Below are 11,769 nucleotides of genomic sequence, written 5' to 3'. Positions count from 1 at the left end.
CCCGCCTCCGAGGCGCGGCGGTAACCTGAACTCATGTTCTTCGGGCTCACGATCGAGAAGCTGCTGCTGATCGGTGTCGTCGCAGCCTTCGTCGTGGGTCCCGAGCGTCTGCCCCGCTACGCCGAGGCTCTCGCTGCCGCCACCAAGCGCGCCCGCGAGTGGCTGTCGACCGCCCGAACCCGGGTGAAGGACGAGATGGGCGACGACTTCGAAGACCTCGACTGGCGAACGCTCGATCCGCGGCAGTACGACCCGCGACGCATCATCCGCGAGGCCCTGCTCGACGATGCTCCCGTCCCGCCCCGAGCCGCCACGGCCACGCTGGCGTCCTCCGCCGCCCCCGATGAGAATCGCCGCACGCCGTTCGTCCCGGGAGAGATTCCGCCGTTCGACGCCGAAGCGACCTGACGCGAGGTCCGGGTTCCGCAGGTTTCGGAGCCGCAGAAACTGCGGAACCCGGACTTCCGGGCCGGATTCAGCGCGGGCGGAAGGGCAGCGGCCGGCCGGAGAGGCCTCGCGGTGTGGCGGTGAGCGCGGTGGCGAGCCCCTCGATGGCTGTGGATGCCACGTCGTCGGGGTGTGCAAGGACGCTGGGGATGCCGGCATCCGCGTCTTCGCGCAGGGCAGCGCTGAGAGGAATGGAGGCCAGCAGAGGCACCTGGTCCGGCGGCTCCGAGAGCGCGGCCGCGACAGCGGCGCCCCCGCCTGCGCCGAACAGTGCGAGCTGCGAGCCGTCGGGCAGTGTCATGGCAGCCATGTTCTCGACGACCCCGGCGATCCGCTGACCGGTCTGGCGTGCGACGAGCCCGCTGCGCACCGCGATATCGGACGCGGCGACCTGCGGGGTCGTCACGACGACGACGTCGGCGTTGGGAAGGAGCTGCCCGACCGAGATCGCCACGTCGCCGGTGCCCGGCGGCATGTCGATCAGCAGCACGTCGAGATCGCCGAAGTAGACGTCCGTCAGGAACTGCTGCACGGTGCGGTGCAGCATGGGCCCGCGCCACGCCACGGCCCCCAGGGGTGCATCGCCGCCGGTGCGGCGCAGGAACATGCCGATCGAGATCACCTTCACCCCGTGGGCCACCGGCGGCAGCATGAGGTCGTCGATGCGGGTGGGCTGGGGTGCACTGCCGTCGGCGCCGACGAGCCCCAGCAGGCCGGGGATCGAGAACCCGTGGACGTCCGCATCGATCAGGCCGACCGACAGTCCGCGAGCCGCGAGGGCGACCGCGAGGTTGGCGGTGACCGTGGACTTGCCCACGCCGCCCTTGCCGCTCGTGACGGCGATGACTCGCGTCAGCGTTCCGGGGCCGAAGGGCATCTCGCGCGCCGCGCGTCCGCCGCGGAGGCGATCGGTCAGCGCCCGGCGCTCGTCGGGCGACATCACGCCGACTTCCAGTGCGACATCCGAGATGCCGGCGACGGATGCCGCGGCCGCTGTGACCTCGCGTGAGATGCGATCCGAGGCGGGACACCCGACGATCGTGAGGACGATCCCGACATGGGCGACCTCGGCGTCCACCGAGATGTCGCGCACCATGTCGAGTTCGCCGATGGGGCGGCGCAGCTCCGGATCGACGACCGCTTCGACGGCACGCCGGACGGCGTCGGCGTCGGCGACCGTCATCGGCCGGCGCCGTCCTCGGCCCGTTCGGCGCGCACATCGAAACGCTCGAGCGCGGCCCGCAGCTCGGTGCGCAGCACGTCTCTCGTGACGACCTCATCCGAGACGTCGGTGAGCGCCATCCGCAGCGCCACGATCTCGCGGGCGAGGTACTCGGTGTCGGCGAGATTGCGCTCGGCGCGCTGGCGGTCCTGCTCGATCTGCACGCGGTCGCGGTCATCCTGCCGGTTCTGCGCGAGCAGGATGAGCGGCGCGGCATACGACGCCTGCAGCGACAGGATGAGGGTCAGCAGCGTGTAGTTGTATTCGCGCGGGTCGAACTGCAGCTCCCGCGGGGCGAAGGTGTTCCATGCGAGCCACAAGACGACGAAGATCGTCATCCCGATGAGGAAGCCCGAGGTGCCCATCCCGCGCGCGAACGCCTCGGAGAAGCGCCCGAAACGGTCCTGCGAGGGCTGCGGCGCGCGCTGGAGCATGCCGGTGCGTCCGAGCGGCGCATCCAGCGACGGCAGGCGTGACTGTCGCGCCATCAACGCCTCCTCGGAATGCTCGCAGTCGACGTCGAGACCGACGCGGCGGGCCCGTCATCGTCGTGGGAACGCCAGTCATCGGGCAGCAGGTAGTCGAGCACGTCGTCCACGCTCACCGCACCCACGAGCCGCCGAGCCTGGTCGACGACGGGGAGCGAGACGAGGTTGTAGCTCGCCAGCATGCGTGCCACCTCGGCGGCCGTCGCCGTGGCGGGGACCGGGTCGAGCGTGTCGTCGATGATCGCGCCCAGACGCTCGTGTGGGGGATAGCGCAGCATCCGCTGGAAGTGCACGGTGCCCAGCAGCCGGCCGGTCGGCGTCTCGAACGGCGGCAGCGTGATGAACACCGCCGCGGCGAGGGCAGGGTGCAGCTCGTGGCGGCGGATGAGGGCGAGCGCCTCGGCGACCGTGGCATCTGCCGACAGCACGATCGGCTCGCTCGTCATGAGACCGCCGGCGGTGTCGGGGCCGTACTGCAGAAGGGCGCGCACGTCCTCGGCCTCTTCCGGTTCCATCAGGTCGAGGAGCTCCTCGGAGCGCTGCTCGGGCAGCTGTCCGAGCAGGTCGGCGGCGTCATCCGGCTCCATGGCGTCGAGGATGTCGGCAGCGCGCTCGTCGCCGAGCTGCTCGAGGATGTGGACCTGCTCTTCCTCGGGCATCTCCTCAAGTGCGTCGGCGAGTCGCTCGTCGGAGAGCTCTTCGGCGACTTCGATCATGCGCGCGTCAGAGAGATCGAGCAGGGTGTTCGCCAGGTCGGCGGGACGCAGATCTGCGTATGTGGCGACGAGCTGCTCGGCGGACTGCGCCTCCCCGGGGATCTGGTCTTCGCGCACGTCCTTCCACACGGCGAACGTCGTGGGGCCTTTCGCGAAGGGAGATGCGCTGGTGCGCGGGCGACGCAGGAACAGCTGACCGACATCCCATTCGCCCAGCCGGTTCCGCTCGATCGCGACGTCTTCGATGACGGCGGTGCCACTGCCGTCCACGAGGTGGACTCGGCGTCCGACGAGCTCGGACAGGACCCGTACCTCGCCCCCGCGCTGCTGGAACCGGCGGACGTTGATGAGCCCCGTCGTGATCACCTGGCCGGTCGCTATGGACGTGACCCGGCCGATGGACACGAACACGTGGCGGCGGCCGGGGATCTCGACGACGAGGCCCACGACGCGCGGCGGATCGTCCTTGCGATAGATGACGACGGCGTCGCGGACCTTGCCGAGACGGTCGCCCACGGGGTCGAAGACGGAGCACCCGGACAGGCGCGCGACGAATACCCTCTGCGTGCTCACGCGTCCCAGCGTAGCCCGGAGACCGTGGAAGGATGGAGAGATGAGCATGATGGGCGGGCGGATGCCGCAGGGGCGCGATGAGGTCGGCCAGACCGTTGCGAACTTCCCGACTTACGAGGCCGCGCAGAAGGCCGTCTCGACGCTCATCGCCGCCGACATCCCCGCGCGCGACATCGCGATCGTGGGCAAGGACCTGCGGTCGGTGGAGCGCGTGACGGGTCGACTGGGATATGCAGCGGCGGCCCGTTCCGGCGCCATCAACGGTCTGCTGCTCGGACTTCTCTTCTCGGCGATCCTCGTGATCGGGTCGCCCTCGGTGCCGATCCAGGCGTTCGTCGGCGTGCTGTTCGTGGGTATCGCGATCGGCATGCTGCTGAGCATCGTGACCTACTCGTTCGTCCGGCGCCGGCGGGATTTCGCATCTGTGATGCAGGTCGTCGCGGACAGTTACGAGGTGACCGTGAGTGCGACGAGCATCCAGCGCGCGCGGCAGGTGCTCGGCACCCAGGCAGCGGCCGCGCCGCCGCGTGAGCCCGAGCGGGTGGAGACGCCCGACGCACCTCCGGCCGATCCGCCGCGCTATGGCGAGCGGGTCAGCACCGCCGACTCCGATCCCACGCCTGACATCCCCGACGGCGAGCCCGGGGCCGTCGAAGGCGGAGGAGTCGAGGGAGCGGCTGTACCACTGGCGGGGGACGAAGAGATCCCGCGAGCCCGGCCGGAGTCCTGATGGCCGACATTGCGCCTGCAGGACACCGTGTCACGGTGTCGCTGCCCGCCGGTGCGGTCGAGGTGTCGGCCGACAGCACCGTGCCTGTGGATGCCTGGGCGACCATCGCCCTCGCCCACGGAGCCGGCACGGGGTACCGGCATCCGTTCCTGCTCGGCTTCGCACGCGGCATGAACGAGCTGGGCGTCGCCACCGTGCGCTTCAACTTCCCCTACGTCGAGGCGGGGCGACGGATGCCCGGCCCGGCTGCGCACGCCGTCGCGACCTGGGCGGCGATCGGCGCGTTCGCATCTCACGTGGGTGGCGGGGTGCCGGTGTGGGCGGCGGGCAAGTCGTACGGCGGGCGCATGGCGTCGATGGCGGCTGCCGAGGGCGTGATCGACCCCTCCGGGCTCATCTACCTCGGCTATCCGCTGCATCCGCCCGGCGATCCGTCCAAGGCGCGCGTCGCTCACCTGCCGGATGTCGTGCAGCCCCAGCTGTTCGTGGAGGGGACGACTGACCCGTTCATCGACCCTCATGCGCAGCTCGAGGAAGCCGTCGCAAGCTGTCAGGACGCTGCCATCGCGTGGATCAAGGGCGGCGGCCACTCCTTCGAGGTGAAGGGTGCCAAGCGGTCCGCGGACGCGATCGGCGAGGAGCTGGCCGGCCTCGTTGCGACGTGGATGCGGGAACGCGCCTGACGGCGAGCTCAGCGACCGGCGGCGTAGCCCTGCATGCCTCGCGGATTGGCGGCGCCCCAGACGAGGCCCGTGGACGCATCGCGTCCGACCGCCGAGACCCGGCCGAGCGACCAGTCGCCCGCACGGGTCACGACGTGGCCCCGACGCTCGAGCCCGGCGATGACGTCGTCGCCCAGGCGGTCCTCCACCACGGCGCCCGCCGGGTCCCACGTGCGAGGCCAGAACGAGTCCACGAGAGCGGTCGTGTGCAGGGCTGGAGCGTCGATCGCCTGCTGCGGTGAGTACCCGCCCACGATCATGCGCAGCAGCACCAGCAGCTGCCACTGGTCCTGCTGATCGCCGCCGGGGGAGCCGATGGCGAACTCCGGCAGCCCGTCATGAAGCACCAGCGTGGGCGTGAGCGTCGTACGAGGCCGTCTGCCGGGTCGCAGCGTCGACGTGAGTCCCGGCTCCAGCCACGTCATCTGAAGGCGGGTGCCGAGGCAGAAGCCGAGCGCGGGGATCGTCGGCGAGGACTGCAGCCACCCGCCCGACGGGGTGACCGAGATGATGTTTCCCCACCGGTCGATCACGTCGATGTGGCACGTGTCCCCGCGCGTCTCACCGGACTTCGCAACGGTCGGCTCACCGACGCCGAGAGCCGTGGCCGATGCCGGCGTCGTGCGCAGCGGTGGGTGGGATGCGGCGCGACCTCGCAGGGCGCCAGGGCGAAACGCGGTCGATGCCTCGCCGTCGATCAGCGACCGGCGCTCGTCCAGGTAGTCGGCGGAAAGGAGCGCGTCGAGGTCGACGTCGTCGTCGCCGAACCACGCGTCGCGGTCGGCGAACGCGAGCTTCTGTGCCTCGAGGATGGTGTGGGCACCCTCCTCCTGCGACGGATCGAGAAGGTCGTCCGCCAGTGGCTCGAGCATCCCGAGCGTCTGCAGGATCGCAGGCCCCTGGGTCCAGGGCCCCGCCTTCGCGATCGTGCGTCCGCGGAATTCGCCGGTCACTGCGGGCTCGTAGCCGGCGTCGAACGACGCGAAGTCGTCGACGCCGATCACTCCGGCGTGGAGCCCGCCGCTGGAGTGCCGGTGCGGAGCGGCGACGAACGCGGCCGCCTCCTGCGCGACGAGGCCTGATTTCCATTCGCTGCGCGCGGCGTCGATCCGCGCGGCGCGGCCGATCGGTCCGTCGTCGCGCACCGTGCACGACGCGTGCACGAGACCGTCCAGCACCGCGGCATACGCGGGGTTGCGCACCACGGTGCCGGCGGCCGGCGGTGCGCCTCCCGGCATCCACAGGTCGGCCGAGGTGGTCCAGTCCCGCATGAACAGGCTCGCGACGCGGCCGATCGTGGCGGCTGCGGCCGGTCCGAGCGCGTGTCCGTCTCGGGCGTAGCCGATGGCGTAGGCGAGGACGTCCGTGAGCTCCCACGTGCCGTGGTCGCGCAGCAGCAGGAGCCACGCGTCCACCGCGCCCGGGATCGCCGCCGCGAGGCCGCCCGCGCCGGGGACGAGGTCGAGCCCCTCGGCCCGGAATCGCTCGATCGTGGCGCCGGCGGGAGCGGGACCCTGGCCCATCAGCACCGTGGGCGTCGCGTCATCCGCGGTCGCGAAGATACCGACGAGGTCACCGCCGGGGCCGTTGAGGTGCGGTTCGACGATGTGGAGCACGAACGCACCGGCGACCACGGCGTCGAACGCGTTGCCGCCGCGCTCGAGCACACTCTGCGCGCTCGCCGTCGCCAGCCAGTGCGTGGATGCCGCCATCCCGAACGTTCCCGACAGGGTCGGACGCGTCGTGAACGACGGGGGAGCGGTGTAGGCCACGCGGGTCAGGGGTTCAGTCGGGCGATCCAGGCCTCGACCTCGTCCGCGGTGCGGGGGATGGCGGCCGAGAGGTTGACGGGTCCCTCGGCGGTCATGACGATGTCGTCCTCGATGCGCACGCCGATGCCCCGGTACTCCTGGGGCACGGTGAGGTCGTCGATCTGGAAGTACAGCCCCGGCTCGATCGTGAAGACCATGCCGGGTTCGAGGATGCCGTCGTAGTACATCTCGCGACGGGCCTGCGCGCAGTCGTGAACGTCGATGCCGAGGTGGTGGCTCGTGCCGTGCACCATGTAGCGACGGTGGTGTCCGCCCTTGTCGGCATCGAGCGCCTCCTCGGCGGTCACGGGAAGCAGCCCCCACTCGGCGACGCGTCGCGCGATGACCTGCATCGCCGCCTCGTGTACGTCGCGGAACTTCACGCCGAGGCGGGCGGCTGCGAATCCGGCATCCGCAGCCTCGCGCACGGTCTCGTAGACGCGACGCTGCACTTCGGTGAAGTGGCCGCTGACCGGCAGCGTCCGGGTGATGTCGGCGGTGTAGAGACTGTCCACCTCGACGCCGGCATCCACCAGGATGAGGTCGCCCGGCACGACGGCGCCGTCATTGCGGGTCCAGTGCAGGTAGCACGCGTGCGAGCCGGCCGCCGCGATCGTGTCATAGCCGACGGTGTTGCCGTCGGAGCGCGCCCGCTGATGGAAGACGCCCTCGACGATGCGCTCGCCGTGCGGGTGCTCGATGATCGCAGGAAGGTTCGCGACGATGTCGTCGAACCCGCGCGCCGTCACCTCGACCGCGAGCCGCATCTGCGCGATCTCGTACGCGTCCTTCGTGAGCCGCAGTTCCGAGACGAACCGGGTGAGCTCGTCGTCGACGTCCACCACCAGGTCGTCGTCGCCGGCTTCGAATGCGTCGATGTGCTTCGTCGGGAGTCCCAGGTCCGTCGCCACGCCGCCGAGCGACGGGCGCGGCCCGATCCAGAACTCGCCGATCGACGCGTTGGAGTAGAACTCGGGCGTCGTGCGGTCGGCGCGCTCGCGGAAGTACAGCGTCGCCTCGTGGCCGCCATCGGGTCGGGGATCGAGGACGAGAGTGGAGTCGGGCTCGGAGTCGGCCGCCCAGCCCGTGAGGTGCGAGAAGGCCGAGTGCGCCCGGAACGGATAGTCGGTGTCATTGCTGCGCTGCTTGAGTTCACCGGCCGGCACCACGATGCGCCTACCGGGGAACGCCGCAGACACCGCGCTGCGTCGCGCGCTGGCGAACACAGCCTGCTCGCGCTGCGGGGGTGCCGATGCCGGCCGATCCGCCCATCCGGTCGAGATGGTGTCGAGGAAACCCTGGCCGAACGGCTGGCGCCGGTTGACGGTGGTGGAGGGGGACTCGGAGTCGGTCTGTGCGATCGTATCGCTGTCGCCTGTCGTGCTCATGCATCAAGTCTCGCACGCCGGCGAAATCGCCGCCCGGGCTCAGCCGGCGGGCTCGAGCTGCACGATGAGCGGCCGGTGGTCGCTCGTCGAGTCGCCGAGCGACCGGAGCACGAGCGAGCCTGTCGCCTTCCATCCCGACGAGGCCATCACGTGGTCGATCGGCGCGCCGAGCAGAGCCGGCATGTCGGTGGACCAGGTGCCGATCGCACCGTTGCCCGTGTCGCTCGCGGTGTCGTGGCACAGCCCGAGTGCGCCGCCGTCGACCCCGAGCTGGCCCATGTGATCGACGGTGGCGTTGAAATCGCCGGCCATGATGACGTTGGCGGTGGAGCACTGGTCGGCCAGCCACTGCAGGTCGTCTCGCCAGTGCTGCATGTAGCTCGGCCGCGGGGCGACGGCGTGCGCCGCCACGACGATCGGGCCGTCGCCCGAGGTCGGCATCGCGACGGCGCTCGGCAGCGTCGAGGTGTTGCTCGACCCGTCCTGCGACGACTCGATGACGGCGTAGTCGCCGAGATCCGGAGAGATGAGCAGCGTCGTCGAACGGGCATCCCACCCGTCCGTGCCGTATTCGGCGTGGTGCGCCCACATCGGGTGTCCGAGCTCGCCCATCGCGATGGCGACCTGCTCGCCGGTCTCGATCGTCGTCTCGGGCAGCGTCACGATGTCGGCATCCATCGCGACGGCGATCCGCGCCACGGTTTCGGCCGATGTGGCCGAGCCGGCGGTGTTCCACGTCATGACGCGGATGCTGCTCTCGGTCTTTGCCGGAAGCGTGTCGGTGCCGAGTCCCCGCGACCACATCGTGATGCCGCCGGCGACGGCCGCGAGACCTGCGACGAGGGCGATCGAAAGGGCGAGCCCGCGGATCGGGCGCGCGATCGCCAGGAGCAGCGCGATGACCATCAGCACCGCGAAGCCGAGCACAACGACGCCGCGGAAGGAGATGATCTGCGCGATCGGATAGTGCCGCTCGACGCGGAAGAAGGACGGCCATGTGAGGACCGCCGCGCCGACCGCGAACAGCACGGTCACCAGGATCCCCACGAGGCGCAGCACGACCGCGACTCTATGTCAGCAGGCTGAGAGATCCGTCAGCGCACACACCGTGTCACGGTGTCGCGCAGGCGATCGCTGCCGGCGCGGAGTCGGTGCGTCTGCGCCGCGCGCTACGCTCGGAACGTGCAGGGGACGCGACGCTTCGTAGGGCCGAGCGACCTTCATCTGCACTCCGTCCACTCCGATGGCACGGAGTCTCCCTCGCAAGTGATGGCGGCTGCGCACCGGCATGGCGTGCGAACGGCGGCACTCACCGACCATGACACGACATCGGGCTGGGCCGAGGCGGCCGAGGCGGCGGCATCCCTCGGCATGACGCTCATCCCGGGTATGGAGCTGTCGGCTCGGCATGAGTGGCGGAGCGTCCACGTGCTCGCCTATCTCGTCGATCCCGACGATGTGTCGCTGCGAGCCATGACCGACCGCATCCGCTCGTCACGCCTGGATCGTGCGCGGATCATGGCCGACCGCATCGGGCGCGACTACGACCTGGAATGGGACGACATCGTCGCGCAGACCTCCGACGGCGCGACGGTCGGGCGTCCGCACATCGCCGATGCGCTCGTCGCGCGTGGCCTGGTGCGCGACCGCGCCGAGGCGTTCTCGAGCATCCTGAGCCCCCGCGGCGACTACTACGTCGCGCTCTACGCACCCGATCCGGTCACGGCGGTGGAGCTTGTCGTGGGAGCAGGCGGCGTCGCGATCATCGCGCATCCCGCAGGCAGGGCGGGGGTGCTGCCGAAGCCCCTGCTCGACCGCATGCTGGCCGCCGGCCTCGGCGGATTCGAGCTCGGCCACCGCGAGAACCTCGAGAGCGGCATCCGCACCCTCCGCCGCCTGGCGAGCGAGCGAGACCTCATCATCACCGGCTCGAGTGATTACCACGGGCTCGGCAAGCCGAACCAGCCGGCGGAGAACACGACCGACGACGACATGGTCGCGCGCATCATCGACCAGTCGACCGGGACCGCACCGGTCTACCCCTGACGTTTCCGCGCGGTGGCCGTGTCATCCAGATCAGGTGATTCGGCGAATTCAGGAGGTTCCGACGCCGAATCGTCCTGAATCGGTCGATTCACCTGAAGCCGTCGAGCGGATGCCGCGGCTCAGGCCCCGGCGACGGGTGCGCCCCCGCGCGAGCCGCCGCGACGACGGCGACGGCGACGCGGGGCGGCATTTCCGTCGTGATGCTCGCTGCCGCCTCCGTCGTGCGTGCCTTCGCCCTCGGCCGCGTCGTTCGAGCCGTGGTCGGCGGGGACGTCGGGAGCAGCGCTGCGGGCAGCGGGTCCGGTCGAACCCGATCCGGAGCCACCCGCGGCGCCGTCGGTGCGACGGCGACGGCGTGCGCGGGGCGCGCCGGAGCCGTCCTTGGCCGGAGCGGCATCCTGAGTCTTCACGGTCTGCGTCTTCGGCGCGGTCGCGATGCGTCCCTTGGTGCCTGCAGGGATGTCGAGGTCGTCGAACAGGTGCGGGCTCGACGAGTAGGTCTCGGTCGGCTCGGGCTGACCGAACTCGAGGGCGCGGTTGATCAGAGCCCACTTGTGCAGGTCGTCCCAGTCGACGAACGTGACGGCGATGCCGGTCTTGCCGGCGCGGCCCGTGCGGCCGGCGCGGTGCAGGTAGGTCTTCTCGTCGTCGGGGATCGTGTGGTTGATCACGTGCGTCACGTCGTCCACGTCGATGCCGCGGGCTGCGACGTCGGTCGCGATGAGGACATCCTTCTTGCCGGCCTTGAACGCGGCCATCGAGCGCTCCCGCGCCTCCTGGCTCATGTCGCCGTGGACGGATGCCGTGTTGAAGCCGCGATCGCCGAGCTCGTCGGACAGGCGCTGGGCGGCGCGCTTGGTGCGCGTGAAGACGACGGTCTTGCCACGGCCGTCGGCCTGCAGGATGCGGGCGATGACCTCGTCCTTGTCGAGCGAGTGCGCGCGGTACACGAGGTGACGGATGTTGGCCTGCGTGAGTCCCTCGTCGGGGTCGGTCGCGCGGATGTGGATCGGGTTCGACATGAACCGGCGTGCCAGCGCGACGATCGGCCCCGGCATGGTCGCGGAGAACAGCTGCGTGTGGCGGATCGCCGGAACCTTCTGGAAGATCTTCTCGATGTCGGGGAGGAACCCGAGGTCGAGCATCTTGTCGGCCTCGTCCAGCACGACCTCGGTCGCGTGCGACAGGTCGAGGAGGCGCTGGTTGTTCAGGTCGATCAGCCGGCCCGGGGTGCCGACGACGATCTGAGCGCCGGCCTGGAGCTGCTCGATCTGGCCTTCGTAGGCCTTGCCGCCGTAGATCGCGACGACGCTCGTGCTGCGGCCGGAGGTGAGCATGTCGATGTCTTCGTAGACCTGCACGCACAGTTCGCGGGTCGGCACCACGATCAGTGCCTTGACGCCGTGCTCAGGGTTGAGCCCGAGTCTCTGGACGACCGGGATGCCGAACCCGAAGGTCTTGCCGGTGCCCGTCTTCGCCTGGCCGATGATGTCCTGACCGGGGAGGCCGAGGGGAATGGTCTGCTCTTGGATCGGGAATGCGTCGACGATGCCCTTTGCGGCGAGAGTCTCGACGATGTCCTGGTCCACGCCGAGTTCGGCGAAGGTCGTCACGATGAATGCCTGT

11 protein-coding genes are annotated in these 11,769 nt (G+C 70.3%); 4 read left to right on the top strand and 7 right to left on the bottom strand.

Annotated features, from left to right (window positions below):
- Positions 1-33: 33 nt before the first annotated feature.
- Positions 34-408: a twin-arginine translocase TatA/TatE family subunit gene (locus ABD188_RS15010; protein ID WP_344063981.1), complete on the top strand. Its 375-nt coding sequence runs from the start codon at positions 34-36 to the stop codon at positions 406-408.
- 67 nt (positions 409-475) lie between these two features.
- On the opposite strand, the gene ABD188_RS15005 is transcribed toward ABD188_RS15010, so the two are convergent.
- The 3 genes from ABD188_RS15005 to ABD188_RS14995 are packed head-to-tail and all read right to left on the bottom strand — an operon-like array spanning position 476 to position 3,446.
- Entirely contained in the window at positions 476-1,630 is a 1,155-nt protein-coding gene (locus ABD188_RS15005; RefSeq protein ID WP_344063979.1) for an Mrp/NBP35 family ATP-binding protein, read from the bottom strand.
- A complete protein-coding gene (locus tag ABD188_RS15000; protein WP_344063976.1) occupies positions 1,627-2,157 on the bottom strand; it encodes a DUF1003 domain-containing protein in 531 nt (176 codons plus the stop codon). The genes ABD188_RS15005 and ABD188_RS15000 overlap by 4 nt, the downstream gene beginning before the upstream one ends.
- The gene (locus ABD188_RS14995) at positions 2,157-3,446 is read right to left on the bottom strand and encodes a magnesium transporter MgtE N-terminal domain-containing protein (RefSeq protein WP_344063973.1); all 1,290 of its coding nucleotides are present in this window, start codon (positions 3,444-3,446) and stop codon (positions 2,157-2,159) included. Before ABD188_RS14995 ends, ABD188_RS15000 begins: the two co-directional genes overlap by 1 nt.
- Positions 3,447-3,486: 40 nt before the next feature.
- Between ABD188_RS14995 and ABD188_RS14990 the strand changes: the two genes are divergently transcribed.
- The gene (locus tag ABD188_RS14990; RefSeq protein ID WP_344063970.1) at positions 3,487-4,176 is read left to right on the top strand and encodes a YflT domain-containing protein; all 690 of its coding nucleotides are present in this window, start codon (positions 3,487-3,489) and stop codon (positions 4,174-4,176) included.
- Complete coding sequence (locus ABD188_RS14985) at positions 4,176-4,859, top strand: alpha/beta hydrolase family protein (RefSeq protein ID WP_344063967.1); 684 nt, start codon at positions 4,176-4,178, stop codon at positions 4,857-4,859. The genes ABD188_RS14990 and ABD188_RS14985 overlap by 1 nt, the downstream gene beginning before the upstream one ends.
- Before the next feature lie 8 nt (positions 4,860-4,867).
- On the opposite strand, the gene ABD188_RS14980 is transcribed toward ABD188_RS14985, so the two are convergent.
- Genes ABD188_RS14980 through ABD188_RS14970 form a run of 3 tightly spaced genes read right to left on the bottom strand, consistent with a single transcriptional unit; the run spans position 4,868 to position 9,156 of the window.
- Positions 4,868-6,670 carry a gamma-glutamyltransferase family protein gene (locus ABD188_RS14980; protein ID WP_344063964.1) on the bottom strand — a complete coding sequence of 601 codons (1,803 nt, stop codon included), beginning with the start codon at positions 6,668-6,670 and terminating at the stop codon, positions 4,868-4,870.
- Positions 6,671-6,675: 5 nt separating this feature from the next.
- Positions 6,676-8,097, bottom strand: a complete 1,422-nt coding sequence (locus ABD188_RS14975; RefSeq protein ID WP_344063962.1) for an aminopeptidase P family protein — start codon at positions 8,095-8,097, stop codon at positions 6,676-6,678.
- A 39-nt stretch (positions 8,098-8,136) separates the two neighbouring features.
- Positions 8,137-9,156 carry an endonuclease/exonuclease/phosphatase family protein gene (locus ABD188_RS14970; protein WP_344063959.1) on the bottom strand — a complete coding sequence of 340 codons (1,020 nt, stop codon included), beginning with the start codon at positions 9,154-9,156 and terminating at the stop codon, positions 8,137-8,139.
- Between the two features lie 123 nt (positions 9,157-9,279).
- Between ABD188_RS14970 and ABD188_RS14965 the strand changes: the two genes are divergently transcribed.
- Entirely contained in the window at positions 9,280-10,143 is an 864-nt protein-coding gene (locus ABD188_RS14965) for a PHP domain-containing protein (RefSeq protein WP_344063956.1), read from the top strand.
- 119 nt (positions 10,144-10,262) lie between these two features.
- On the opposite strand, the gene ABD188_RS14960 is transcribed toward ABD188_RS14965, so the two are convergent.
- A complete protein-coding gene (locus ABD188_RS14960) occupies positions 10,263-11,756 on the bottom strand; it encodes a DEAD/DEAH box helicase (protein WP_344063953.1) in 1,494 nt (497 codons plus the stop codon).
- Positions 11,757-11,769 lie beyond the last annotated feature (13 nt).

This window comes from Microbacterium pumilum, from assembly GCF_039530225.1.
Taxonomy (GTDB): Bacteria; Actinomycetota; Actinomycetes; order Actinomycetales; family Microbacteriaceae; genus Microbacterium; species Microbacterium pumilum.
Note: the sequence above shows the minus strand (reverse complement) of the source record. Positions and strands in the feature narration are given on the sequence as shown.